The organism is Paraburkholderia caribensis, from assembly GCF_002902945.1.
Taxonomy (GTDB): Bacteria; Pseudomonadota; Gammaproteobacteria; order Burkholderiales; family Burkholderiaceae; genus Paraburkholderia; species Paraburkholderia caribensis.
In genome coordinates this window covers 145877-171937 of sequence record NZ_CP026102.1, presented here as the reverse complement: position 1 = coordinate 171937, position 26061 = coordinate 145877, and the positions used below count along the sequence as shown (strand labels likewise).

The window sequence follows — 26061 nt, the reverse complement described above, 5'->3', positions numbered from 1 at the left end:
TCACCGCCCGCGCTTGCGTTCGCGCCGCGCCTGCACGATCAGCAACGCGAGCAGATACGGCGCGCCGATCAGTGCCGTCAGCACCCCCGCAGGAATTTCGCGCGGCGCAAGCAGCGTGCGCGCGCCGATATCTGCAGCGGCGAGAATCGCCGCGCCGCACGTCGCCGCGAGCCACAAGCGCGTGCGATGCGCGCGCGCCCCCAGCAATGCCGCGAGATGCGGCGCCATCAATCCGACAAAGCCGATCGGCCCGACGGCTGCAACCGCCGCGCAGGCCGCGATCGTCGCGACCGTCAGCGCTAGCGGACGCAGCAGCGCCACGGGCAAGCCAAGCGATGCGGCCTGGTCGTCGCCGAGTGCGAGCAGATCGAGAGGACGCGCGAGCAGCACGAACGCAGGCAGCGCGGCCGCGCACCACGGCAACAGCGCAAGCACATCGCTCCAGCTGCGACCATAGGTGCCGCCCACCAGCCACACGACGAAGCGCGCGGGCTGCACGCTCTCCTGCACAATCACCCATTGTGCGAGCGTCGTCCACAGCGTGCCGACAACCAGTCCCGTCAACGCGACCGCGAGCGGCGCATAACGCATGCGCCGGTTCAACGCGAGAATCGCGACGAGCGTGACGCCGCCGCCAGCCAGCGACGACCCGGCAATCGTCGCGTGCGCGGCGAGCGGCCAGAACAGCAGCGCGATGAGCGTCGCCAGCGAAGCGCCTTGCGTGACGCCCAGCACTTCCGGCCCGGCCAGCGGATTGCGCACGACGCTTTGCATCAGCACGCCGCTGGCCGCGAGCATCGCGCCCGCAAGCAACGCGCATACCACGCGCGGCAGACGCAGATCGAGCAGCATGCGCGCGACGCTATCGCTGCCGTTCAATGCGGCCAGCCAGCGCGACGGGTCGAGCGTGGTCTCGCCGAACGTGCCTGCGGCATAGATCGAAATGGCCGCAACGGCGATGACGATCAAACCGGCACCAAGTGGAGAAAGTCCTGTGATCCATGTAGCGAAACGGCTGGGTGCCGATTGAGCGGGAGCGTCGGCCGCTTGCGTGAGCGCCGAGGTCCATGCGCCGCCGTGGCGGATCATCGCGAGCATCAGCGGCGTGCCTACGACAGCGATCGCGACGCCCGTCGACAGCGTGCCGTCCAGATCGAGCGCGAGCACGGCGCTATCGGTTGCGAGCACGAGCAGCGCGCCGACCAGCGCGGACAACGGCGCGAGCGCGGCAAGCCGCGTCGAGCGCGAGCCGCGCAAATGGCGCAACAGATTCGGCGCAATCAGCCCGACATACGACATCGGCCCAGCGACGCTCACCGCCACGCTCGCGAAGCCGATCGCGACGAGCAGCGCATAAAAGCGTGCTGCATCCACGCGTACGCCGACGGCAAGCGCGGCGTCGTCGCCGAGCGCGATGGGATCGAGCGGACGCACGACGAAGGGCAACGCCGCGAGCGGCAACAGCAGCCACAGCACTGCCGTCACCAGTCCTTCTGCGCCCGGTTGATAAAGACTGCCGCTCGCCCACAGCGCGACGCCCGCGATGCTTTGCTCGAAGAACGCGAGCGTGAGGGTCGAGATGGCCGAGAACAGCAGCATGCAGACGGTGCCCGCGAGCACCATGCGCAACGGTGTCGCGCGCCAGCCGCCCGCTGCCGCCGCGACGCACGCGGCCGCGAGCAGGCCGCAGCCGAACAGCAGCGGCACGGACGCCGCGCCCGCCAGCGCCGGTATCAGCATCGCGGCGAGCAGGCCGAGCTGCGCGCCGCCCGTGATGCCGAGCAGATCCGGCGAAGCGAGCGGATTACGCGTCAGCGACTGGAACAGCGCGCCCGACACGCCGAGGCATCCGCCCGCGACCAGTGCCGCCAGCACGCGCGGCAAATGCAGGTTGAAGAGCAGCACATGCGCGAGCGCGTGTTCGTCGGTGTCATGCGCTGCATTCGACGTTGCGGCGTGCAGGATCATCGACAGATCCGGGGCGAGGCGCAACGCGGCAATGACGACGATCGACGCGAGCAGCGCGAACGTCAACACGCCGACGCGGCTATGCTGCGCCTCGCGCCAGCGCGGCAGCGCACGTGTTTGCGCGCGTTGCATGCGTTTTCTTGCGGCAAGCGTGGTCATGCGGCGAGGCCTTTGTCGTCGGATGCGGCGGGCAGTTCGTCGCGTGCGGCATGCGCGGGCACGCACATCGGCGCACCTGTCTGCGGATGCGCGATGCGCAGCATCGGCACGCCGAAGGTCGCTTCGAGATGCTGCGGATCGATGATCGCGTCCGGCGTGCCTTGCGCGACGATGCGGCCAGCGCGCATCAACACGATTTCATCGCTGTAGGCAGCAGCCTGATTCAGATCGTGCAGCACCCAGACGATTGTCAGGCCGCGCTCCCGATTCAAACGGCGCAGTTCGGTGAGAATGTCGAGCTGATGATGAATGTCGAGATACGTGGTCGGCTCGTCGAGCAACACGATGGGTGCGCGTTGCGCCAGCGCCATGGCAATCCACGCGCGCTGGCGCTCGCCGCCCGAGAGCGCGGCGACATCGCGTGCGGCATCGTCGGCGATACCGGCTGCGGAGAGTGCGTCGTCGATCGCCGCGCGATCTTCCTTCGACAAACCGCGCATCCAGCCGCCGTGCGCGTAGCGTCCGTACGCAACGAGATCGCGCACGGAGAGGCCGGCGGGAATCTGGTTGAACTGCGAGAGCATCGTCAGCGTGCGCGCGAGATCACGCCGCCGATACGCTGCGAGCGGCTTGCCCGCGACCGCCACCTCGCCCGCCAGCGTGGGCTGCAAACCGGCGAGCGAGCGCAGCAGCGTGCTCTTGCCGCAACCGTTCGGCCCGCACAGCGCGGTCACGCGATTGGCGCGAATGTCGATATCGAGCGAGTCGATGACGACATGATCGCGATATCCCACCGTCAGCGAACGCGCCGACAGCGCCAGGTTGGAACTGCTTTTCATTGGATCATGTAGCGATGGCGAATCTGTTGGACCTTTGTGCGTTTGCCGGGACGCTGTAGCTGTCCGCCATCGCGACGACGACCTTGCGCGGGCCTTCGAACGGATCGCGCGCATGTGCCGTCAACATGTTGTCGAGCATCACCACGTCACCGCCCGTCCACGGGAACACGATGCGCTGTTGATCCAGCACGCCGCGAATCTCCGCGAGCGCCTCGGCTTCGAGCGGCGCGCCGTCGCCGTAGTAGACGTTGCGCGGCACGTTGTCGAGACCCACTGCATCGACGAGTGCTTCCTGCATGTCTTCATCGAGCGCGGACAGATGGAACAGATGCGCCTGGTTGAACCACACGCGCTCGCCCGTGCGCGGATGCACGGCCACCGCCTGGCAAAGCTCGCGCGTACGCAGCAACGGTTCGCCGTCGTCGTCTTCGCGCCATTCGCAATCGATGCCGCGGGCCGCGCACATCGCATCGACGGCGCGCGGGTCTTCGGTGCCGAATGCCTGTTGCCACGGCAGATCGAGCCCCTGGCCGAAGTTGCGCACGTACAGCAGCTCGCGTCGCGCGAAGCGCTCGATCAACGCGGGGTCGAGCGCACGATAGATCGCGCGGCTGTCGGCAATCGGCGTCGCGCCGCCGGAACGCGCGGCGAGCGCGCAATGGAACCAGATGCGCATCGGCCATTCGCGCGTGTACGACTGCTCGTTGTGCAGCGGAATCGAGCGGTGCGGCGGATATTCCGTCGACGTGTACACGGCGCCTTCGACCTGGCTGCGCGGCGTCGACGCGAATTCATAGCCGATCAGCGGCGCGCCGAACGAGGCGGCGAATTGCTGGAACGTGTCGATCGACGGCACGGCGAAGCCCGTGAACAGCAAGCCGCCGGCGCGCTCGATGCAGTTGCTCGCGATGTCGCGCAACAGCGGCGCGGCGGCTTCGAGCGTGAACGACCTGTCGCCGCGCGGCGACACGATGGTCGGCAGGCCGGGCTCGATGCGCAGATCGTCGAGTGTCGGGAGAGACGCTGTCATGACGTGTCCTCAGTGGCGGGCCGCGCCGATCATGCGTCGACTACGCATCGACGCGGCTCGAAGAACGGTCTCGCGCGGCGCGCTCGTGGCGCGCGAGAATCTTTGCTGCGCGCTGCCGTTGCAGGGCGGCAGCGTATGGCTCAGCGCGTAACCGGCGCGGCGTCCATGTGACGGCGCAGGCTCGCGGGACGCATGTCGGTCCATACGTTTTCGATATGCTCGAGGCACGCGGCCTTCGGCCCGCGTACGCCGACTTCGCGCCAGCCAGCGGGCACGTCGCGGAACGCCGGCCAGATCGAATACTGTTCTTCGTCGTTGATGACGACCGTGTATTGAACGTCGTCCTGTGCGTCTTGATGCGTGTTCTGGGTCATGTCGTGTCTGCTTGCGTATCAGGTGAGATGCAGTTGAACGTTTGCCTTCGTGACTTCACGAGGCCGTCATCTGCTTGACGTTCGACGCACAACTTTTTTTACTGCGCCCCGCCGTCTTTGCGTACGCGACGTTTTGAGCGCCGGCGTGCATGCAGTCCGCGCAATGCTTCGCGGCGTCGCGAACCATGAAATGCACGAGCGTCTGCGAGACATTCAAGGCGCGCGCGGTTTCCTGCAAGGTCTCTTCGCGCAGACGCACCCGCTCGAAGGCGCTGCGCGTGCGCTCGGGCAATTGCGCGAGGGCGTCGAACGCGTGGCGCAGCGAGTCGCGTGTGACGAGCGCGGACTCGGGCGACGGTTCCGGCGATGGCACATCGAGCCCGTCTTCCTCGCATGCGTGCCACGTGTTTTCGAGCGACTGGCGGCGGCACGCGTCGATCGATGCGTTGCGCACCATGCGCGCCACGTAGGCGAGCGGCTGCCGCACGTCGTCCTGATTCGAAAAGCCCGTGAGCTTGATGAATACGTCGTGGACCACGTCCTCGGCACGGCTCGAACACCCGACAAACGACCGCGCAAGCTGGATCAGCGAGCGGCGGTTTTCGATCAGCACGTCGAGCAGCAGTCCTTCGCAGCGGCGTTGTTCCGTCGCGGTGACGCGCGCTTCGGACGGCTCGCAATCGATGTCGTCCAGTGCTCCTGGTGCGAACGCCGCCGGATGACGGTCGATCCGTGCCGCAAACCTCGCCATTGATTCAGCCATCGAATCGTCTCCATGTCGCTATCGATCAGATGGAAGCGAATCTAACGTAAACGCGAATCATTCTCAATCATAAATCTGGCTATTCTTATTATTTTTTGGTGACGTTTATGCTTGATGGATGGTTTTTGCGAAGGAATGGGATCGGGCGATGCAGGGCGCATAGCCTTGTGGGGATTGGGGTTGGGCGGGTGGATTGCCTTCCTGCCCGTCCATGGAAACCCACCTGAATGAGCAGATTTCCTCGCGCACTGCTGATCTGGAGACGTCAGACCGACGGACGGTTAGTTGCTTGAAGTAGCGCTCGTCGACAGATAACGTCGCGAGCGCGTTCGCAGCAAGGTCCATGCATATAGGCGAACAGGACCGGCAGTCTTACCCCACAACCCGCTGCTTCGGCACCCCGCGCAACAGCGCGATACCGCTCATGAACAACAAAGCCGTCAGCAGATACAACGCGTTATCCATGCTGCCCGTATGCGTCTTGATCAGACCGATCACCCACGGGCTCACGATGCCGCTCGTAATCCCAATGCTGCTGATCAACGCGATGCCCGCCGCCGCAGTCTTGCCCGACAGATAACCCGACGGCACCGTCCAGAAGATCGGCAGCGCGGCAAAAATCAGCACGGCTGCTATCGAAAGAATGCCGAGCATTGCGGCAAAGCTGCTCAAGTGCAGCGTCAACAGCGAAAGCGCGATGCCGCCGCCGATCGTGCACGCCGCGAAATGCTTGCGCCGCTCGCCGTGACGGTCCGAATGCCGCGCGATCAGGATCAGGCCAACCGCGCCGATCGCATTCGGTATCACCGTGTACAGGCTGATCCACAGCACGTCGTGCACGCCGAAGTCGCGGATCATCAGCGGCATCCAGAAGTTGAGCGTCAACGACGCGCACGTCAACGAAAAGTAGATGAACGCGAACAGATAGACGCGCGGGTTGCGCAACGCGTCGATGAATGCGCGCGACGAATGCGAGTTCGCGGGCCGATGCTCGGCGTCGCGTTGCCCGATCAGATGAGCCTTTTCCTGTTGCGTGAGCCACGCTGCGTGCTGCGGGCCGTCGACCAGCCAGAACGCAGCGAGCAATCCCAGCACGACAGCGGGCGCGCCTTCGATGGCGAACATCCATTGCCAGCCGTACAGGCCCATCACGCCCGCCATGTCGCGCATGATCCAGCCGGAAACGAGACCGCCTAGCACGCCCGCCACCGCGACGCCTGCGAAGAAGATCGACAGGATCACGGCACGCCGCCGCGCCGGATACCAGTACGTCAGATACAGCACGATGCCGGGAAAGAAGCCCGCTTCGAACACGCCGAGCATGAAGCGCAGCAGATAGAAATGCGAAGCCTGCGACACGAACATCATGCACACCGACGCAGCGCCCCACAGCAGCATGATCCGCGTGAACGTGCGGCGCGCGCCGAAACGCGCGAGCAGCAGGTTACTAGGCACTTCGCACAGCACATAGCCGATATAGAAGATGGCCGCGCCGAGTCCGTACATCGCATCGCTGAAGCCGAGATCGTGCTTCATCTGCAACTGCGCGAAACCGATGTTGATGCGGTCGAGAAACGAAATAACGTAGCAGAGAAACAGAAACGGCACGATCCGCAACGTCACCTTGCGGTACAGCGCGGTGTCGTCCTGAAACGCGGCGGCGGGCTCGCCGGGCTCATAGGCATGCGTGATTGACTGACTCATCGAGATCTCCAGGCAATGCGGGTCCAACGGACCCATTGGGTCCGGCGTCTGTTGCGCCGTGTTGTCAGGAAAGACGGCTCGCGCTTCGTTGAATGGGCGAGCCGGATCGAAAGATCAGGCGGCGACGCGCGGTGCGTCGGCCGTGTGCTGCACAGCGGATGAATTCGGCAAATCGACGCCTTCGCGCGCGTATTGGATCGCTTCCATCAGCGTCGCGTAATCGCCAATATGATTGGCGAGCAGCAGAATCAGTTGCGCATTCGCGGCCTGGCTTTGCGCTTCGTCGAAATCGCGGTGCATGTCGATCAGCGCTTCGTAGAAGTCGTCGGGCTGCGTCAGATTGAGTTGCGTGATGAGTGCCACGTTTGTCTCCAACTTTTATCGTAGTGATCTGCGCTACTGCGTTCAGGCAACGCCTTCCACGCACAACGCGCGCTTGAGCGCCGCGTCGACGCGCGTGGCGTCGAACGTGCGCCAGCGCGCGCACACGTGCTGGTCCGGACGGATCAGATAGAACGTGCCGGGCGTGGCGTCGTAGCGAGACCACGCGAGACCTTCCGCATCTTCGAGCACGACGGCATCGTCGAGGCCATGCACGGCATGGCGAATGCCGTGCGACGCGACGACAACCAGCCTGAACGGAATCGAACCCGTCTGCAGCGCCTTCAACGCGTGTTGCGTCGCCGCGTCGATGCCATCCTTGCCGCAAAAGACGATGCACGTGAACGCATTGCCGAGTTGCGCGAGCAGCCACGCGGGCGCGCCATTCGATAACACAGGCGCATCCACGCACGAAGCGCCCGGCACCATCTTGCCGTCGAAGCCGTCGTGATCGACCGAATTGAGCGTCGAGTCGTGCAGTACCGCAGGCACCGAAAGCCGCCCGCTGTTCGCGAGCTGACGCGCAAACGGATGCTTGCGCGCAAGCTTCAATACGGCATCGCGGAACGTCCGGCTGACGGGCGACTTGGGCGTGATGAAGTCCGTCGAGCGCGTCGAGTTGCGAATGTTTTCGTCGGCGGCGTATTCGCGTTCGCTTGCATACGTGTCGAGCAACGCATCGGGCGCGCGGCCGGCCAGCACCATCGCCAGTTTCCACGCGACGTTCTCGGCATCCTGAAAGCCGCTGTTCGCGCCCCGCGCGCCGAACGGCGAGACCAGATGCGCGGCGTCGCCGACGAACAGCACGTTACCGTGCCGGAAGCGCTCCATGCGCAGACACGAAAACGTATAGACGCTGACCCATTCCAGTTCGAACTTGACGTCCGGCCCGAGCAGCGCGCGAACGCGCGGCAGCACGCGTTCGGGCGTTTTCTCGAGCGCCGGGTCCGCGTCCCAGCCGAGCTGGAAGTCGATACGCCACACGTTGTCCGGCTGCCGGTGCAGCAGCACCGATTGATTTGGGTGAAACGGCGGATCGAACCAGAACCAGCGCTCGCTCGGAAACTCCGCTTCCATCTTCACGTCGGCGATCAGGAAACGGTCCTTGAAAACGCGGCCTTTGCTGTCGAGGCCCATCATGTTGCGGATCGGGCTGCGCGAGCCGTCAGCGGCGACCACATAGCGGCCGCTCAACGCGTACTCGCCTTCGGGCGTCTCGACGGTGAGCGTGACGAATGCATCGGCGGAACCCGGCTCGCCGTGCTGCTGCAAGCCGACCACCTTGCTCTTCCAGCGGATGTCGATATCCGGCAGCGACTGCGCGCGTTCGAGCAGAAAGCCTTCGACGTAGTACTGCTGCAGATTGATGAACGCGGGCCGATGATGCCCCGCCTCCGGCAGCAGATTGAACGTGTACACCATCTCGTTCTGCAGGAACACCTTGCCGACGTTCCAGCTGATGCCCTTGTCGACCATGCGGTCGCCGCAGCCGAGGCGGTCGAAGATATCCAGCGAACGCTTCGAAAAGCAGATTGCGCGCGAACCAGTAGCGAGCGAACAATCGTCGTCGACGAGTACAACCGAGACGCCCTGCTGCGCGAGATCGATCGCCGTCGCGAGACCGACGGGCCCCGCGCCGACCACGATCACAGGATGCCGCGCGGCGTCTGTCGCCGCTGCGGCTGCATCCTGCTCGGCGCAGCGCCGGTATTCGAACGACAAGGTCTGGTAGTTGATGCTGCTCATTCTGCTGTCTCCATCCATCTGCGCTGTGCTATTGCCGCGTCATCACGCCTGCAGCGCGTCCCACATGTCCTTGTCGCGCTGCGCGGTCCAGATGCGCGGATGCGTGATGCCGCTCGCTTCGTCATAAGCGCGCGATACATCGAACGGCAGGCAATGCTCGTAGATGAAAACATGACCGAACTTCGGGTCCATCGCCTTGCGCGTGTGCGCCATCGCGGCCTTCAGATCGAGCTTGTCGGCGACGGCTTCGCGGCCGCTTTGCAGCAGCGTCGTGACGAAGTCCTTCGTGTAGTCGAGGCCCTTGTTGACATCTTCCGGCGTGGTCAGCGCGGGGCCGCGGCCCGGCACGAGCATGTCGGCGTTCAGCGCGCGCAGCGCTTCGAGCGTGGCGGGCCACTGTTCGAGTTGCGCGTCGCCGCAATAGCAGGCCGCGTCGTATTCGACGAGGTCGCCGGAGAACAGCACCTTCTGCGACGGCAGCCATACGACCGTGTCGCCCTTCGTGTGACCCGCGCCGAGATGCGCGATGCGCACTTCGAGCTTGCCGAGGAACAGCGTGATCTCCTTCTCGAACACCAGCGTCGGCCACGTGAGGCCCGGCACCGTTTCGACGCCTGCAAAGAGACGCGGAAAGCGCTCGATCTCCGACTTCATGTCGGCCTCGCCGCGCTCGACGATCATTTCATACGTGCCGCGGCTCGCAATGATCTGCTGCGCGCCCTCCGCGAAATACGCCGATGCGCCGAGCACGCGCACCGCGTGGTAGTGCGACAGCACGACGTATTTGATCGGCTTGTCGGTCACGCTGCGAATCTTCGCGATCAGGTCTTGCGCCATGGCGGGCGTCGCGGTGGTGTCGACGATCAGCACGCCGTCGTCGCCGATCACGACGCCCGAGTTCGGGTCGCCTTCAGCGGTGTACGCATAGGCGTTCTCGGACAACTGCGTCCACGTGATCTTCTTTTCTTCGAGGTCGGCTTGCGATGCGAATGCCTTGGCCATGCTCGTCTCCGTTGATTGAGGGGCGACGGGCGAGACGCGGCGCACGCCGGCGCAGCGGTAGGGAGGTGTCTCGTCCAGTCTGATTGGAATGATGTCCGGCGATTGTTAGCCCGGGGTGATTTCATCTTAGACTCTGACGATTATTTGTCAATAGCGAAACGTATCGCTATACGCTAATTTCTCGTATACCCTGGGCGGTTCTGGATCGAACGGGCATGGCGTGGCGTTCGTTTAACATGGACCTTTTTTCGATGCAGGCAGGCGACGCGAGCGGCATGGTGAAGACAGCAAAAGACGACGAGACGACGGGCTCGGGCAAGCAGCAGCGCGGCATCCAGAGCGTCGAGGTCGGCGGACGGCTGCTGCACGCGCTTGCGAAAGCACGCACACCGCTCGCGCTGTCCGATCTCGCGACGAGCGCCGATATCGCACCAGGCCAGGCGCATGCGTATCTGGTGAGCCTCACGCGGCTGGGTCTCATCAAGCGCGACGAACTCTCGGGGCGCTACGAACCGGGGCCGCTCTCGTTGCGGCTCGGCCTGATGCAACTGGCGAACCAGCCGGCGTTTCGCGCCGCCGTGCCGCGCGTCGCGGCGCTCGCCGAAGAGATCGGCTTCAGCGTCGCGATCTGTACGGCGGGACCGCAGGGCCCCACCATCGTCCGATACGAACATGCGGGGTTTCCGCTGCACGTGAACCTGCATGTGGGCACGGTGATGTCGTTGCCCGCGACGTCGACGGGGCGCGTGTTCTGCGCACACCTCCCGCCCGCGACCTTGCAAACGATGTGGGCGAACCAGTCGGGTGGCGCGGGCGATATCGTTGCGCCTTCCGAACGCAAGGCGTTCGACGCGACGCTCGCGGCGATCCGCGAGCGCGGCATCGAACGCGGCATCGATGCGCCGAGCCCCGGCATCAGCAGTCTCGCTGCGCCCGTGCTCGATGGCGACGGGCACTTATGTCTCGCGTTGACGGTGATCGGGCCGAGCGGCGCGATCGACGTAAACTGGGACGGTCCCGTCGCGCGCGCGCTTCGGCATGCAGCGCGCGAAATCGGCGCGGATAGCGCGGCGGATCGAACATGAAAGACGCACTCGATAACACATCATCGGCCGCGAACACCGACACGAAGCAGCAGCGCGGCATTCAATCGCTCGACAGCACGGGCGAACTGCTAACGGCTTTGGTCGCGGCAGGCAAGCCGTTGTCGCTGCGCGATCTCGCTGCGGCTGCGGACATGGCGCCCGCCAAGGCGTTTCCTCATCTGGTGAGCTTGCAGAAGATCGGCTTGCTGAGCCGCGATCCGTCGGGCTGTTTCGAAGCAGGACCGCTTGCGCTCGAACTCGGGCTGATCGGCTTGCAACGCCTGTCGCCGACGCGCGAAGCCGAACCGGAGATCGTCGATCTCGCGGTGACGACGGGCATGAGCGTCGCGATGGCCGTGCTCGGTCCGCTTGGGCCGACTGTCGTGCGGCTCGAGGAATCGGCGCGGCCGCTGCATGTGAGCCTGCGCGTGGGCACGGTGATGTCGCTGGTGAATACGGCGATTGGCCGCGTGTTCGCCGCGCATGTCGCCGACGATGTGCGGCATGGTCTGCTCGCGCAGGATCATCTGAGGCTGGCGGGTGCGTCGGCGGCGGATACGCACGATGCGACGCTCGCGCCGCCGTATGCGGAACGTCTCGCGCGGATTCGCGAGCACGGCATCGACACCGCGCTCAACAAGCCGATCCCCGGCATCAACACGCTTGCTGCGCCCGTGTTCGATCACACCGGCAGCATCGTGCTGGTGCTCGCGTTGATGGGCACAGCGGGAAGTTTCGACAGCGACACGCAAGGCGGCGCGGCGCAAACGCTGCGGGTAGCGACGCAGCGGCTGTCGCGGCGGTTTGGGTATGTGACGGGCTGAGCGCGCGGCCGACTACTGCGCGCCATCCTCCGCCGCCGCACCCGTCTCCTGCGACAGCCGCGCCTTCGCGTGCCGCATCTTCTCCAGCGTATGCGGCTCCAGCCGCAATGCGACGCCGATCGCGAGCGCATCCATCACGCACAGATGCACGAGCCGCGATACGCCCGGCGTGTTGGGATCGACGGGACTCGGTACGCGCAACAACAACGGAATATCGACGAGCCACGCAAGCCGCGAGCCGACATTCGTCAGCGCGATCGTCGTCGCGCCGCGCTCCTTCGCGATCTGCATGCTCTCGTTCACTTCGACGCTGCGGCCCGAATGCGAAATCGCGAACGCGACATCGCCGGGTTCGAGCAGGCCGGCGTAAAGACGCTGCAAATGCGCATCCGTGAACGCGCTCGCGGCGATGTCGAGCCGCAGGAAACGCAGCGCCGCGTCCTGCGCGACGAGCCCCGAGCCTGAGCCGACCCCGAAGAAATACACGCGGCGCGCGCTTGCGAGCGCCGCGAGCGCCGCATTCACCGCAACGGGATCGATTGCGCTGCGCGCCTGCGTGATGCCCTCGACGGCCGCTTCGCCGACCTTGTCGATCAGCGTCTGTGTATCGTCGCCGCGCGCCACGGCCGTCGACGCATACGGCATCCCGCCCGCCACGCTCTGCGCGAGTTGCATCTTGAAGTCACGCAAACCGTGCGCGCCCACTGCGCGGCAAAAGCGCGTCACGGAAGGCTCCGACACGTCCGCGCGTTGCGCGAGCTCGGTGATGCTCGCGCGCATCGCGAAGTCGACATCGGACAGCACCATGTCGGCGACCTTGCGCTCGGCGGGCCGCAGCGATTCGAGCGCGCTGCGGATGTGAGGAATCAGGTTCGGTGCGGACACCCGTGCGTTCCTTTCGATGGAAGATGAATCAGCGGCATGTCAGCCCAGTCTGTTGCCGCTCTCCGTGTCGAACAGATGCGTGTGCTGCTCGGGAAAGCGCACCGTCACGCGCTGGCCCGGCTCGATCGACGCGCGCTGGCGCATCGTCACGCACCACGCCGCGCCGCCGATCTTGCCGTACAGATGCGTTTCCGCGCCCGTCGGCTCGACCACCTCGACATCCATCGGAATGCCTTCATTCGACGCTTCGATATGCTCGGGCCGCACGCCGAGCGTAAGCTTCGCGCCCGGTTTCGCCGCCTGACTGGTGCCGTGCAGCGGAATCTGCACACCGTCCGCGAGCTGCAATGCGAGGCCGTTCGACGCGCTCACCACTTCGCCGGCGGCGAAATTCATCGACGGCGAGCCAAGGAAGCTCGCCACGAACAGATTCGCCGGCCGGTCGTAGAGCTCCAGCGGACGCCCGATCTGCTCGATGCGCCCCGCGTTCATCACGACGATGCGGTCGGCCATCGTCATCGCTTCGATCTGGTCGTGCGTGACGTAGATCACCGTGTTCTTCAGCCGCTGATGCAGCGCCTTGATCTCGGTGCGCATCTGCACGCGCAGCTTGGCGTCGAGATTGGACAGCGGCTCGTCGAACAGGAACAGCGACGGCTCGCGCACCACCGCGCGGCCCATCGCGACACGCTGACGCTGCCCGCCCGACAGCGCGCGCGGCAGGCGGTCCAGATAGCCGCTGAGGTTCAGCATCTTCGCGGCGGCTTCGATGCGCGGCTTGAAACTCGTCGACGCTTCCTTGCGGATACGCGGACCGAACGCGATGTTGTCGTACACGGACAGATGCGGATACAGCGCGTAGCTCTGGAACACCATCGAGATATTGCGCTGCTGCGGCGGCAAACCATTCGCACGCGTGCCGCCGATCGTCAACTCGCCGCCGCTGATTTCCTCGAGGCCCGCGACCATCCGCATCAGCGTGCTCTTGCCGCAACCGGACGGGCCGACCAGCACGACGAATTCGCCGTCGTCGATATGCAGGTCGATGCCGTGCACGACTTGCGTGTCGCCGTAACGCTTGTAGATGCCGCTCAGTTGCACTGCTGCCATGCTGTCCTCATCGTCGGTTGCGGTTGTGTCGCGTGCCTGCTCCGGGCGTTCAGATCGATTCGAGCGTCAGTTCTTCGGCCATCAGCCGGTTGCCCGCCATCAGGCCGCCATCGACGGGCAACACCACGCCCGTGATCACGCGCGCCATCGGCGACGCGAGAAACTGCACGGCGTCGGCGATATCGTCGGGCGTCGCGAAGTCGCGTAGCGGATACCATTTCTTCAGGTCCTCGAAAACTTGCGGGTTCTTGTCGACGCGCGCCTGCCACGCCTGCGTCTTCACTGTGCCGGGACACACGATGTTCGCGCGAATCCCGTAGCGGCCAAGCTCGATCGCCAGCGACTTCGTGTAGCTGATTAGCCCCGCTTTCGCCGCGCTGTACGCTGGATGACCGAGCGCCGCCAGGCCGTTCACGGAGCCGATCAGCACAATCGACCCTTGCTGCCGCCCGATCATCGACGCCCGCACCGCTTCGACCGTGTGATACGTGCCGTTCAGATTCAGATCGACGTCGCGCCGCCAGCTCGCGGCATCCGTTTTCGCGAGCGTCAGCCCTTGCGCCGCGCCGGCGTTCGCGACGAGCACGTCGACGGGGCCGCATTTTTCGACCGCCTGCGCGACGCTTTCGCGCACGGCGTCGGCGTCGCACAGATCGACGGCGATGGGTGTCACGCGGTCGGCGCCCAGTTCCGCAGCCAGCTGATCCAGCGCGGCTGCATCGACATCGAGCGCGAGCACGGTCGCGCCGTCCTGCACGAAACGCCGGCACAACACACTGCCGATCCCGCCGCATGCTCCCGTCACCAGCACGACACGCTTCATGTCCTGTCCTCTTCGCGTAGGCAGGCGGCTTTTGCACCGGGCAACAAGCCGCGTCCGTTGTGTAAATTTCCTACATATTGCACATTTTCACCGCTGGCCAACCATGCGGACGCAATAGATGGCCAATTCCCCGCACCGCACAAAAAGCCCATCCTTTACAGCATGTTATGCAAAAAAGCGCGCGACAAAAAATATCGTCAGCCCTACGTGACAACATTTTTTTTCGTGTGTAGGATTTTTTCAAACAATTCAACCCAAGCAGCCGGGTACGGCGGCGGACCACCCCAGGAGAGACGAAATGTCGTTGCATGCACGTGCTTCCCTTACGCTCGGCAAAGTCGCCGCAGCGCTCGCGTTTGCAGGTCTTGCCCTATCGGCGCACGCCGATACGGTGCGTGTGACGGTCGCGCATTACAGCGACGCGACGGCACCGTACTTCGAGAAAATGGCACGCCAGTTCGAAAAGGCCAATCCCGGCACCACGATCAAGATCGAGGACGTGAACTGGGACACGCTGCAACAGAAGCTGCAAACGGATATCTCGGGCAACGCCAACGCCGACCTCGCGATCGTCGGCACGCGCTGGCTGCTCGACTTCGTGAAGGACGACGTCGCGGAGCCGCTCGACCCGTACATGGACGCGAACTTCAAGAACCGCTTCATTGGCCCGTTCCTTGCGCCCGGCCAGATCAACGGCAAGACCTACGGCCTGCCGATCGCCGCTTCGGCCCGCGCGCTGTACTACAACAAGGATCTGCTTGCGAGCGTCGGCTATCCGAATGGCCCGAAGACGTGGAATGACGTGATCGATGCGTCGAAGAAGCTGAAGGCGAAGGGCATTGCCGGTTTCGGCCTGCAAGGCAAGGAAATCGAAACCGACGTGTACTACTACTATGCGCTGTGGACCAACGGCGGCGACGTGCTGAACAAGCAGGGCAAGGCCGGTTTCGATTCGCCCGCGGGCATCAAGGCAGCGACGCTGTACAAGTCGATGATCGACCAGGGTCTGACGCAGCCGGGCGTCACCGGCTATAGCCGTGAAGACGTGCAGAACCTTTTCAAGCAAGGCCGCGTCGCGATGATGATTTCCGCGCCGTTCCTCGCGAAGCAGATCAAGAAGGAAGCGCCGAACCTGAAATACGGCATCGATCCGCTGCCCGTCGGCACGAACGGCGCGACGTATGCCGTCACCGACTCGATCGTGATGTTCAAGAACTCGAAGGTGAAGAAGGACGCCTGGAAGTTCCTCGACTATCTGTTCACGAAAGAGCCGCGCGTCGAGTTCACGAGCACGGAAGGCTTTTTGCCGACCACCAAGGCGGAAGCCGCCGACCCAGCGTTCAACGATGCGGACACCAAGGCGTTCATCGCGCTGCTGCCGCAGGCGCGCTTCGCGCCGACCGTGACGGGCTGGGAAGACACCGCGAAGGCCGTGACCAACGCGATGCAGGCCGTGTACCTCGGCAAATCCAAGCCTGACGATGCGCTGAAGCAGGCCGCGAGCCAGGCGAATCAGGCGCTCGGCCAGTAACCACGCGTTTCGATGATTCGTCAGGGAAGTACGGGAAGCCGCATCGGCTCGACGCCGATGCGGCTTCCCATTCGATGAGCGCGCTTCCTTTCGCGCGAATCCAGATGTCAACTTTCATGCGAAGCGCCGGGTTGCATCCGGCCCATTCCGTCCCGAGGGCTTCATGAGTTCCAACGCCCAAGCATCCGTCGATCGAGCACGCATGAGCCGTTCCATTGCCCCACGCGCCGCCGCGCCCTGGTGGCTGATCGCGCCGAGTCTGATCCTCGCGCTGTTCATCATCAGTTACCCGATCTTCAACATCGTGTATCAGTCGGTGCACGATGTTTCGCGCTTTGGCGCGATTCGCGATTTCACCGGATTGAAGAACTTCTTCACGGTATTCGCCGACCCCGTGTTTCTCGATTCGCTGCGCCGGACCATAGTCTGGACTGCGTTCGTGGTGGGCGGCACGGTGATCATCTCGGTGCCCGTTGCGCTCGTGCTGAATCAGGACTTTCACGGGCGCGGCATCGCACGCACGATCATCATGCTGCCGTGGTCCGTGTCGCTGACGATGACGGCTGTCGTCTGGCGTTGGGCCTTCAACGACGACTACGGGATGGTCAACGTGACGCTGCAGCGGCTCGGGTTGATCGGCGGTCCGATTCATTGGCTGGCGACGCCCGAGCTTGCGTTTCCCGTCGAGATCGCAGTCGGTATTCTCGTGTCGATTCCATTCACGGTGACGATTCTGCTCGGCGGCCTGTCATCCGTGCCGGGCGACATCTACGAAGCCGCGCGCATCGACGGCGCGAGCGCATGGCAACAGTTCCGCCAGTTGACGTTGCCGCTGCTGCGCCCGTTCGTGAACATGGCGATCCTGCTCAACGTGATCTACGTGTTCAACTCGTTTCCGATCATCTGGGTGATGACGCAAGGCGGCCCCGACAACGGCACGCATATTCTCGTCACCTATCTGTACGAACTCGGCTTCAGGCTCGGGCGTCCCGGACAGGCAGCGGCTGTGTCGCTGGTCATGCTCATCATGCTGTTCGTGTTCTCGGTGCTGTATCTGCGCATTCAGCCGTCGAAAGAAGGAGAGCCCGCATGAACGCGAAGATGAAACGCACCGTGTGGTGCTGGCTCGCGCTGTCGCCGCTGATCGTGGTCGTGCTGTTTCCGTTCGCCGTGATGTTCTTCACCGCGCTCAAGCCCGCCAACGAAGTGTTCGTCTATCCGGCGCGCTGGCTGCCGATGCACTGGCAATGGCAGAACTTCGTCGACATGTGGACCGCCGCAAACTTCGGCGTCGCGTTGCGCAACAGCACCGTCATCAGCCTGCTTTCGACAGCGCTCGCGCTCGCTGTCAGCCTGCCCGCCGCGTATGCGCTGGCGCGCTTTCCGTTTCGCGGACGCGGACTGTACCGCCAGTTTCTGCTCGTCACGCAGATGCTCTCGCCGATTCTGCTCGTGGTCGGCCTGTTCCGTCTCGCCGCGATGATTCCGTATGGCGACGGCAATCTCGTCGATTCGAAAATCGGCGTGATCGTCTCATATGCGGCATTCAACATTGCGTTTGCCGTATGGATGCTGTCGTCGTACTTCCAGACCGTGCCGCGCGATCTCGAAGAATCCGCGTGGCTCGAAGGATGCAGCCGCACGCGCGCCGTGTTCAAGGTGTTCCTGCCGCTCGCCGTGCCCGCCATCGTCGTGACGGCGATTTTCACGTTCATCAACGCGTGGAACGAATTCGCCGTCGTCTATACGCTGATCCGCTCGCCGGAAAACAAGACGCTCACCGTGCAGGTCACGGATATGGTGGCGGGCAAGTACGTCGTCGAATGGCATCTGGTGATGGCCGCCACGCTGTGCGCGACGTTGCCCGTCTCGATCGTGTTCGCCTGGCTGCAGCGTTACCTCGTGAAGGGCCTCGCGCTCGGCGCGGTCAAATAACATCTGCTTTTTTCTGTCACACAAGGGCCGTCGCGCGGCGGCGGTCCTTGGTCTGCATTCTTTCCGTCTGCCTTCAGTGGTTCCGCGATCGCGCCGAAGTGGTTACCTCAAATTTCTCTGAATTGGACATTTCGCACAGCCAGTTTCGCGCCTAATCTCCCTGTGTCGCGCAGGCCAATGCGCACTCTCAGTGAGGAAACGATCATGGAACAACGTCTAGACTTCTACAAAGCCAATCCGCAAGCAATCAAGGCAATGCTCGCGCTCGAAGAACGCATCGGCAAGAGCGACCTCGAAAAATCGCTGACGGAACTGGTGCGTCTGCGCGCATCGCAGATCAACGGTTGCGCGTTTTGCGTCGACATGCACACCGCAGACGCGCGCAAGGGCGGCGAAACGGATCGGCGTCTGGCGACGGTCGTCGTGTGGCGCGAAACGCCGTTCTTCACGGCACGCGAACGCGCTGCGCTCGAGTGGACGGAAGCCCTGACGCTGATCTCCGAGGACCATGTGCCCGACGCAGTGTGGGAAGCCGTGAAGCCGCATTTCAGCGAGGCCGAACTGGTCGACCTGACGCTGCTGGTTTCGGCGATCAATGCGTGGAACCGCTTTGCGATTTCATTCCGCAAGATGCCGGCGTAACGAACGCGGCATTCGGGCGGTTCGCGCGGCGTTGCAGAAAGCGGGCATCGGCGCCCGTTTTTTCATGTGCAGGCTTCGCAAGGCATCCGCGGTAATCGCACCGCGTCAACATCGGGGCGGACAATCTTTGACCCAAAGCCGCATCCGCACAAAAATCGGAGAATCCTGACGCGCGCGGGAAAGCAATCCGATTAGCGACGCTCACTCCTGTCAATAAAGTCGTCCGTACGGTGACACCTCAAACAGCGGTGCATCGTGTTCATCAGATCACAACGGAGCATTTGACATGAAAGTGAAATCTGCATTACTTGCGTTGCTCGCTTCATCGATGTTGTCGTGTTTCACGCAAACCGCGTCGGCGGCGCCCGTCGCGCTGGAAGCGCAGCCGTTCGCCATGAAATCGGACGGCCCGAAGACCGCTTCGATCGCCGATCAGAAGCTCGCATTCGGCTACTGGATTTGCGATCCCAGCTGGAATCCTTCGGATTGCTACTGGCTTCCCGGTGACTAAAGCATCCGGAACCGGCGAGTAATGTGCGACATCCTGCAAGCACTCGAAGCTTGCAGGATGTTTTCATTTCCGGCCAGTCCGCGGGCCTGCATTCGGCCCGCATTGGCGCTATGCTAGTGGGTCCACTCATCAGGAACACGCTCATGAAAAAGACCACAGGCTCCACGATCACTTTCAGCCGCCCAGACGGTAAGCAACTGCAAGGTTATCTGGCCACGCCCGAGAAAACGGATGGCGCGCCCGCCGTGGTCGTCATTCAGGAATGGTGGGGCTTGAACGACCAGATTCGCGGCGTCGCGGATCGCCTTGCGGCGGCCGGCTACTTCGCGCTCGTGCCCGATCTGTATCGCGGCAAATCGACGGTCGAAGAGGAAGAAGCGCACCACCTGATGGACAGCCTCGATTTCGGCGATGCCGCATCGCAGGACGTTCGCGGCGCGGCGCAATATCTCAAGCAGCGCTCGGGCCGTGTCGCGGTGATGGGCTATTGCATGGGCGGCGCGCTGACCCTGCTGACGCTGGGTCAAAGCCCGGAGTTGTCGGCGGGTGTCGTGTTCTACGGCTTCCCTCCGCTCGACTATATCGACGCGTCGAAAATCAAGGTGCCCGTGCTCGGACATTACGCGACGCAGGACGCGTTCTTCCCGATCGCGACAGTCGATACGCTGGAGTCGAAGTTGCGCGACGCGAACGTGGATGTCGAGTTTCATCGCTACCTCGCCCATCATGGGTTCGCCAACGAAACGGCCGTCGGCTTCAGCCGCATCGCCAGCACGCAGTTCGACCCGGTGTGGTCGGAAATGGCGTGGGATCGGACGCTGACCTTCCTTGGCCGCAAGCTCTGGGAGAAGTAAAAGTCGCGGCGCGAGATGCGCGTGTGAGAAGCGTGTTCGGGTCCGTCCGGCGAGCGCAGTTCAGCGCGCCCGCCGCGGATACCTCAACAGATCATCGGCGACGGGCACGGCCGCCAGCACCAGCAACAACGCCGCAAGCGGCAGCGTCGCGATGAACCCGACCTGTTTGAAAGCGATCGCGCCAGCAAGCCCGCCCGCGAGAAACATGCCGAGCAGCGAGGCGAGCAGACCGAGCCGCCGCATGTCGGCACCGACGTAAGCCGCTTCCGTCGACGGCACGCCCCGGTTCCAGTACAAGCCCTTGCCTATTTCGATGCCGATATCCGTCACGAGCCCCGTGACGTGCGTCGTGCGGATTTCTGCTTTCGATATCTTGGTGATCATGGCGTTCTGCAGGCCCATCACGTAGCAAAGCAGCGTGACGGTGGCCGGCACGAACAGCAGACGATGCTGCTCCAGGTTCGCGCCCAGCACGCCGAAGCACAGCAACAGAAGCCCTTCGAGCACGAGCGGCATCGCGTAGACGCTCTGCGTTCCTTTGCGCCGGCCCCAGTTGATCAGAATGGCCGAACTCGCCGCGCCGGCAAGAAACGCGAAAATCGAACTCGCCGCCGACAGCACGAACGCAAGGTTGCCGAGCGCAAGACTGTCGGCCAGCGACGACACCATGCCGGACATGTGCGACGTGTATTGGCCAATCGCCAGAAAGCCGCCCGCGTTGGCCGCGCCGGCAATCCCCGCGAGCGCGAGGCCGAGCCGCCGGTTGGCGGCGTCAGTGCGAGCGGCCGAGGTAAAGCCGCGCAGATAATCAACGGGCACGATGACGCCTGCAAAAGAAGGGAGTTTCGACAATCCTACCTTCAAACGGCGCTTATCTCGTTTTTGATCGGCAACAATGCCCTGCGATGATTTGTCGCATGGCGCTTCGCCCCCGCGCCGTCGTGCCCGTCCGGCCCGCGAGTTCACCGTCCAGTGAACTCGTCAGGCCGTAAGCTCGCCAATCAGTCGTCGTAGTGACGATGCTTGTGCTTGCGCTTGTACGAACTGTGCGAACCGTACGAGCCGCGCGAATAGTCGTCTGCGTACGAGTTGGAACGCGAGATGTTGCCGCCGAGCGCCGACCCCGCGCCGCCGCCCAGCGCCGCGCCGACCAGACCGCCGCCGCGCCCGCCCATCGCGTTGCCCGCCGCGGTGCCCGCACCGCCGCCGAGCGCGCCGCCGATGATCGCGCCCGTGCGCTCACGGCGGTTCGACGTGACTGCGCCACCCGCGCCGCCACCCACCGCGCCGCCGATCACGGCGCCCGTGCTGCCGCCCACCGCGCCGCCCAATGCCGCACCGGCGACGCCGCCGAGCGCGCCGCCAAGCGCATTGTTCATATCGCCGGCCATCGCCGGCAACGACGCCGCAGCCGTCAGGGCTGCAATGGCCACCATCTGAATGATTCGCTTCGACATAGTTTGATCAATAGTTTTTGAGACGGGGCGAGTATAACCAAGGTGTGAAAGGCGTTCGTAACACCGGTCATTCCTTCCAGTAAGAGGTGTAACAATTTCCGCCTGGCAAACGCCGTCTGGCCCATCACATAAGGCGGGAGCGGGTTTCAGAGCAATCGTTGCGCTCAGCGGGACACACTTTTTCGCTGTCTCGGCGTTGTGCCGTGACGACGTGCGCTTGAATCTTTCCATCGATTGCGCTACCGCCGAAGCGCGAATGCCTCCGTTGCGCGAATCCTCGCGATTGACGCTCAACCCTGCTGATGGCCTAGGCGCGCGCCGTCGCCTCGTGCCCCTTCGCAGCGTCGCCATTTCTGCACTATACTTAGCCTTATGGCTAACTATCATGCCGCAATCAGCGAAGTATTCCAGGCGCTGGCCGATCCGACCCGTTGCGCGATCGTCAGCATGCTCGGGCGCGGTGCGCAGACCGTCTCGGCGCTGGCGCAGCCGTTCGACATGGCGCTGCCGTCGTTCATGAAACACGTCGCCGTGCTGGAGCACAGCGGCCTGATCCGCACGCACAAGGTCGGGCGCAAGCGCACCTGCGAACTGATGCCCGCGAAGCTGACGGAAGTCGAAACATGGCTGGCCGCGCAGCGCGCCGTGTGGGAAGCGCGATCCGACCGGATGGTCGAATTCGTCGAACAGCTTCATCAAGAGGAGCAAGCCGATGTCAACACAACCCGTCGAAAGCGCTGACCCGAGCGATCTCGTCATCACGCGCGTCCTGCGCGCGCCCGTGGCTGCGTTATGGCGCGCGTGGACCGAGCCGGACTTGCTGAAAGAATGGTGGTGCCCGAAACCCTGGACCACCGAAGTGCGCGCTTTCGATCTCCGCCCGGGCGGCGCCTTCCACACCTTCATGCAAGGTCCCGATGGCGGCACGAGCGAGAACCCGGGCTGCTTTCTCGAAGTCGTCCCGCACGCGCGCCTCGTGTTCACGTCGATGCTCACGGCGGGCTGGCGTCCCAACACGCCGTGGCTCGGCTTCACCGCCGACATCGCGATGTCCCAAGAAGCCGAAGGCAGCCGCTACATCGCGCGCGTCATGCATCCCGACGTGGCGACGCGCGACCGGCACGAGCAACTCGGCTTCTTCGACGGCTGGAACACGTGCATCACGCAACTCGACGAATTCGCGCTCACGCTCGTCCGCACGTGAGCGGCGGCGCGCGGACGGCCTTCGCGCGCTGAAAGAGGTCGGCGCGATGCGGCTCGCGCCGGATGGCGGCGGACAAGAAACTGACGATGCGCAAAGGTGCCGACGCGTCTTTTGATATACATCACTGCGCTAGCGCAAGCCGCGACACTACACTGACTTTCCATACCTGCACGGCACGGCGGACGGCGGGACGAAGCTGGATCCCTCTGTCACCGAAAACCTGAGCGGCCCACATATCCCGCCAGGCCGCGACATTGGGCGGGTCGAGCCCCATAGCGAAGGCGCTACGCCTGCGAGGCCGCGCACCGATGGAGCATGCCTTTGCAAATCGCAATCGAACTCACCATACGCGCGGGTGGCCTCCTGCTCATCACGGCGCTTTGTCATGGACTGGCGCACCGGCTGCAGTTTTCCGATTCGTTTGGACTGACGGGCGCAGGGCTGTTTCTCGGCCTGTGCTATCTGGCGTTGCAGCACTTCTTTCCAGACTTCACGGCGTCGACTGTCGAGCCGTTCCTGACGCCGTCATTCCCGCCCGAAGCGTATCTCTGGCTTTTTCTTCCGCCCATTCTGTTCGAGGCAGCGCTCAAGGTCGACACGCGGCAACTACTGCGCGACCTGGCGCCCGTCCTCACGCTCGCGATCGGCGCCGTCGCGGCCACGGCGGCTGCCGTCGGACTTGCCGCCTGGCTGACCAGCGGAGAAAATCTGATCGTTTGTCTGTTGCTCGGCGCGATCGTCAGCACGACCGATCCTTCGACCGTGATCGCGCTGTTTCGCATCAACCGCGCGCCAGCGCGGCTGATCAAACTCGTCGAGGGCGAAAGCCTGTTGAACGATGCAGCCGCCATCGCGATCACCACCACGGTGACAGGCGTGCTCGTTCTCGCACCGTCGACGGCACATGCCGTCGGTCATCCGCTGCTCGGCTTCCTCGCTTCGCTGCTCGGCGGATGCGCGCTCGGCGCGTGCGCCGGATCGTTGTTCGCGTGGATTTCGCAGATCCTGCGCAGTCCGCCGTTTTCCGAGTATGCGCTGTCGCTCGCATTGCCGACCCTGCTCTATCCCGCTGCCGAACTCTGGCTTCATGTCTCCGGCGTCGCCGCCGTCGTGTGCGCGGGCCTCGCGGCCAACTGGCTGATGAGAGCATGCCGCCCCAAGGCGAGCCTCATACGTTTTCGCCACCTGTGGGAACACCAGGCCGGCCTCGCCTCCGCCGCCGTTTTTCTGCTCGCTTCCGCCCGCGCGCCCGATCTGCTGGACAAGCTGCGCCTCCATGATGTCGCAATATTGTGTCTTGCGCTGGCCGCCGCCGTCGCGAGCCGGTTCGGCATCCTGACGATATGCGTGCCGCTGCTGAGCCGTATCGGCATCTGCAAGCCATTGCCCCGCGCGCATCAACTTCTGATCGCCTGGGGCGGCGTGCGTGGCCCCGTGACGCTCACGCTGGCGTTGTGCGTGGCGCGCGAATCCGCGCTGTCGCCCGAAACGCGCCACTTCGCCGCGACCATGGCGACGGGCTTCGTGGTGCTCAATCTGTTGTGCAACGGGCTGACGCTTGGGCGTCTCGGACGATGGCTCGGCGTGGTTCGGCCGGCGCGGCAGGGCAAGCAGTCGGTCCTTGATCATCCGTAGCGGAGGAAGTGCTCGATCACAGTCCATTTGCCGAAGCAGTGCGCGCGGTGGAAGCAGTACTGGGTCACTACAACCGGGCCACACTTCAGGTCTTCCGTTGCAAACGCCGATGTCGATCTATCTGCAGGCGAATCTGCCGCCTGCGTCGTGATCCAGAAAGCGTGTTTCAACGATCGTCCATTCAGGGCTTCTTGCGCGCCTGCGCTTCGATCAGTTGCAGCAACGCCTTCACCGGCTCGCTCAAATGGTGCGGGGCGCGATGCACGAGGCCGACATCGCGATGAAACGTGTGATGCCCGAGATCGACAGCGCGCACTTGCGCGGGCCAGCGCCGATATGTCGCCGTCTGCGGCACGATCGCCACGCCGACGCCGTTTTCCACCAGCCTGACAATGGCTTCCAGTTCGTCGAGCTCGCACACTTCGCGCACGGTGAAGTGCATGCGGCGCAGGAAACGGTCCACTTGCCGCCCGCCGAACGACGCGCGGTCGTAGCGAATGAACGGCTGGTCCGCCAGCAGTTCCGCCCAGTTCGCTCCCTTCACGCCGCGCGGCACGATGAGTCGGAACGGCTCTTGCGCGAGCGTCGTCCAGCGCAGATCGCTCTGGAACGAAAACGGCGGGCGAATGATCGCGGCGATATCGATCTCACCGGCATCGACCAGATTGACGAGTTCCATCGACACGCCGGGAATCACACGCGTCGTGCATCCCGGGCATTGCGCGTGAAACCGCGCCAATGCATCGGGCAGCAACGAGCGCTGCACCGACGCAATCGCACCGACCGTCACGCGCACGGTGGCCGCCGGGCCTGCTGCCGTCGAACTGAGGTTGTTGTAAAGCCGGACCACTTCCTGCGCCTGCACGAGTATCTGCTGACCGGTCGCGTTCAAACGCGCCGTTCGCCCTTCGCGGTCGAACAATGCAACGCCCATTTCCGCTTCCAGCCGTTGCATCTGCGCGCTGACGGCGGCCTGGGTCAGACCGATCCGATGGCCGGCAGCGGCGAAGGTGCCTTCCTGGGCAACGGCAATCAGTGTTTTCAGCTCACGGAGCATTGATAAATTCTGTTTGTGTTTGACGAAATTATATATTGATTATATTTTTCAATTCCGCCGCGTACCATGTGCGGTCTGCGAGCGCCCCACATGGAGAAAACCGTGAGCCTTTCCCCTTTTCATCTGGCCATTCCCGTCTACGACCTTCCCGCCGCGCGCGACTTTTACGGACGCGTGTTCGGTCTCGAAGAGGGCCGCTCCAGCGCGCAATGGGTCGACTTCAATTTCTTCGGCCATCAACTGGTGATTCACGAGCATCCCAGGACGGCGTCGCAAGAGAGCGTGCACAGCAATCCCGTCGATGGTCACGATGTGCCCGTGCCGCACTTCGGCGTCGTGCTCGGATGGGATCAATGGGAAGCGCTTGCGGAACGGTTGAAGTCGTTCGGCACGAAGTTCGTGATCGAGCCGTATATCCGCTTTCAGGGGCAAGTCGGCGAGCAGGCGACCATGTTCCTGTTCGATCCGTGCGGCAACGCTCTGGAGTTCAAGGCGTTCAAGGATATCGGTCAGTTGTTTGCGAAGTGACGCACGCCGTGAAG

The 26061-nt window shown here is 63.9% G+C and carries 27 protein-coding genes; 12 read left to right on the top strand and 15 right to left on the bottom strand.

The window, feature by feature from the left end; translation table 11 throughout:
- The 9 genes from fhuB to C2L66_RS17175 form a co-directional block, all read right to left on the bottom strand.
- Complete coding sequence (gene fhuB / locus C2L66_RS17215; protein ID WP_060604337.1) at positions 1-2127, bottom strand: Fe(3+)-hydroxamate ABC transporter permease FhuB; 2127 nt, start codon at positions 2125-2127, stop codon at positions 1-3.
- Positions 2124-2966 (bottom strand): ABC transporter ATP-binding protein, encoded by an 843-nt coding sequence (locus tag C2L66_RS17210; protein WP_060604340.1) that lies wholly within the window; start codon positions 2964-2966, stop codon positions 2124-2126. The genes fhuB and C2L66_RS17210 overlap by 4 nt, the downstream gene beginning before the upstream one ends.
- A 4-nt stretch (positions 2967-2970) precedes the next feature.
- The gene (locus tag C2L66_RS17205; protein WP_060604343.1) at positions 2971-3996 is read right to left on the bottom strand and encodes a TauD/TfdA family dioxygenase; all 1026 of its coding nucleotides are present in this window, start codon (positions 3994-3996) and stop codon (positions 2971-2973) included.
- A 140-nt stretch (positions 3997-4136) separates the two neighbouring features.
- The gene (locus tag C2L66_RS17200; protein WP_054933064.1) at positions 4137-4370 is read right to left on the bottom strand and encodes an MbtH family protein; all 234 of its coding nucleotides are present in this window, start codon (positions 4368-4370) and stop codon (positions 4137-4139) included.
- 55 nt (positions 4371-4425) lie between these two features.
- Entirely contained in the window at positions 4426-5133 is a 708-nt protein-coding gene (locus tag C2L66_RS17195) for an RNA polymerase factor sigma-70 (RefSeq protein WP_082670407.1), read from the bottom strand.
- Between the two features lie 372 nt (positions 5134-5505).
- The gene (locus C2L66_RS17190) at positions 5506-6837 is read right to left on the bottom strand and encodes an MFS transporter (protein WP_060606984.1); all 1332 of its coding nucleotides are present in this window, start codon (positions 6835-6837) and stop codon (positions 5506-5508) included.
- A 114-nt stretch (positions 6838-6951) separates the two neighbouring features.
- Complete coding sequence (locus C2L66_RS17185) at positions 6952-7200, bottom strand: DUF2783 domain-containing protein (protein ID WP_060604345.1); 249 nt, start codon at positions 7198-7200, stop codon at positions 6952-6954.
- Between the two features lie 42 nt (positions 7201-7242).
- On the bottom strand, positions 7243-8964 hold the full coding sequence (locus C2L66_RS17180) for an FAD-dependent oxidoreductase (RefSeq protein WP_060604347.1): 1722 nt from the start codon (positions 8962-8964) through the stop codon (positions 7243-7245).
- A 42-nt stretch (positions 8965-9006) separates the two neighbouring features.
- The gene (locus C2L66_RS17175) at positions 9007-9966 is read right to left on the bottom strand and encodes an MBL fold metallo-hydrolase (protein WP_054933068.1); all 960 of its coding nucleotides are present in this window, start codon (positions 9964-9966) and stop codon (positions 9007-9009) included.
- A gap of 236 nt (positions 9967-10202) precedes the next feature.
- On the opposite strand from C2L66_RS17175, the gene C2L66_RS17170 reads away from it, so the two are divergent.
- Both C2L66_RS17170 and C2L66_RS17165 read left to right on the top strand, forming a co-directional pair.
- On the top strand, positions 10203-11051 hold the full coding sequence (locus C2L66_RS17170; protein WP_060606987.1) for an IclR family transcriptional regulator: 849 nt from the start codon (positions 10203-10205) through the stop codon (positions 11049-11051).
- On the top strand, positions 11048-11875 hold the full coding sequence (locus C2L66_RS17165; RefSeq protein WP_060604357.1) for an IclR family transcriptional regulator: 828 nt from the start codon (positions 11048-11050) through the stop codon (positions 11873-11875). Before C2L66_RS17170 ends, C2L66_RS17165 begins: the two co-directional genes overlap by 4 nt.
- 12 nt (positions 11876-11887) lie before the next feature.
- Here C2L66_RS17165 and C2L66_RS17160 read toward each other — a convergent pair whose 3' ends face one another.
- From C2L66_RS17160 to C2L66_RS17150, 3 genes are read right to left on the bottom strand one after another with little or no spacing between them, the layout of a single operon-like run.
- Entirely contained in the window at positions 11888-12760 is an 873-nt protein-coding gene (locus C2L66_RS17160; protein ID WP_060604361.1) for a MurR/RpiR family transcriptional regulator, read from the bottom strand.
- A gap of 39 nt (positions 12761-12799) precedes the next feature.
- On the bottom strand, positions 12800-13870 hold the full coding sequence (locus C2L66_RS17155; protein WP_060604362.1) for an ABC transporter ATP-binding protein: 1071 nt from the start codon (positions 13868-13870) through the stop codon (positions 12800-12802).
- Between the two features lie 49 nt (positions 13871-13919).
- Entirely contained in the window at positions 13920-14693 is a 774-nt protein-coding gene (locus tag C2L66_RS17150; protein ID WP_060604363.1) for an SDR family oxidoreductase, read from the bottom strand.
- A 298-nt stretch (positions 14694-14991) separates the two neighbouring features.
- On the opposite strand from C2L66_RS17150, the gene C2L66_RS17145 reads away from it, so the two are divergent.
- From C2L66_RS17145 to C2L66_RS17120, 6 genes are all read left to right on the top strand, one after another.
- Positions 14992-16224: an ABC transporter substrate-binding protein gene (locus tag C2L66_RS17145; protein WP_054933073.1), complete on the top strand. Its 1233-nt coding sequence runs from the start codon at positions 14992-14994 to the stop codon at positions 16222-16224.
- A gap of 202 nt (positions 16225-16426) precedes the next feature.
- A complete protein-coding gene (locus C2L66_RS17140) occupies positions 16427-17317 on the top strand; it encodes a carbohydrate ABC transporter permease (RefSeq protein WP_035999643.1) in 891 nt (296 codons plus the stop codon).
- On the top strand, positions 17314-18159 hold the full coding sequence (locus C2L66_RS17135; protein WP_035999640.1) for a carbohydrate ABC transporter permease: 846 nt from the start codon (positions 17314-17316) through the stop codon (positions 18157-18159). The genes C2L66_RS17140 and C2L66_RS17135 overlap by 4 nt, the downstream gene beginning before the upstream one ends.
- A gap of 204 nt (positions 18160-18363) precedes the next feature.
- Positions 18364-18801 (top strand): carboxymuconolactone decarboxylase family protein, encoded by a 438-nt coding sequence (locus C2L66_RS17130; RefSeq protein ID WP_060606989.1) that lies wholly within the window; start codon positions 18364-18366, stop codon positions 18799-18801.
- A 286-nt stretch (positions 18802-19087) separates the two neighbouring features.
- On the top strand, positions 19088-19312 hold the full coding sequence (locus tag C2L66_RS17125) for a hypothetical protein (protein ID WP_060604364.1): 225 nt from the start codon (positions 19088-19090) through the stop codon (positions 19310-19312).
- 143 nt (positions 19313-19455) lie between these two features.
- Entirely contained in the window at positions 19456-20166 is a 711-nt protein-coding gene (locus tag C2L66_RS17120) for a dienelactone hydrolase family protein (RefSeq protein WP_054933075.1), read from the top strand.
- A 60-nt stretch (positions 20167-20226) separates the two neighbouring features.
- Here C2L66_RS17120 and C2L66_RS17115 read toward each other — a convergent pair whose 3' ends face one another.
- Both C2L66_RS17115 and C2L66_RS17110 read right to left on the bottom strand, forming a co-directional pair.
- Complete coding sequence (locus tag C2L66_RS17115) at positions 20227-20985, bottom strand: YoaK family protein (RefSeq protein WP_060606990.1); 759 nt, start codon at positions 20983-20985, stop codon at positions 20227-20229.
- A gap of 182 nt (positions 20986-21167) precedes the next feature.
- A complete protein-coding gene (locus tag C2L66_RS17110) occupies positions 21168-21623 on the bottom strand; it encodes a hypothetical protein (protein ID WP_060604367.1) in 456 nt (151 codons plus the stop codon).
- Positions 21624-21995: 372 nt separating this feature from the next.
- On the opposite strand from C2L66_RS17110, the gene C2L66_RS17105 reads away from it, so the two are divergent.
- The 3 genes from C2L66_RS17105 (at position 21996) to C2L66_RS17095 (ending at position 24462) form a co-directional block, all read left to right on the top strand.
- Complete coding sequence (locus tag C2L66_RS17105) at positions 21996-22364, top strand: ArsR/SmtB family transcription factor (protein ID WP_060604370.1); 369 nt, start codon at positions 21996-21998, stop codon at positions 22362-22364.
- A complete protein-coding gene (locus C2L66_RS17100) occupies positions 22336-22827 on the top strand; it encodes an SRPBCC family protein (protein WP_060604374.1) in 492 nt (163 codons plus the stop codon). The genes C2L66_RS17105 and C2L66_RS17100 overlap by 29 nt, the downstream gene beginning before the upstream one ends.
- Before the next feature lie 321 nt (positions 22828-23148).
- Positions 23149-24462 carry a cation:proton antiporter gene (locus C2L66_RS17095; RefSeq protein WP_054933130.1) on the top strand — a complete coding sequence of 438 codons (1314 nt, stop codon included), beginning with the start codon at positions 23149-23151 and terminating at the stop codon, positions 24460-24462.
- A gap of 181 nt (positions 24463-24643) precedes the next feature.
- Here C2L66_RS17095 and C2L66_RS17090 read toward each other — a convergent pair whose 3' ends face one another.
- On the bottom strand, positions 24644-25519 hold the full coding sequence (locus C2L66_RS17090; RefSeq protein ID WP_054933082.1) for a LysR family transcriptional regulator: 876 nt from the start codon (positions 25517-25519) through the stop codon (positions 24644-24646).
- A gap of 102 nt (positions 25520-25621) precedes the next feature.
- Here C2L66_RS17090 and C2L66_RS17085 point away from each other — a divergent pair, with 102 nt between their 5' ends.
- Positions 25622-26047: a VOC family protein gene (locus C2L66_RS17085; RefSeq protein ID WP_054933131.1), complete on the top strand. Its 426-nt coding sequence runs from the start codon at positions 25622-25624 to the stop codon at positions 26045-26047.
- Positions 26048-26061: the final 14 nt, after the last annotated feature.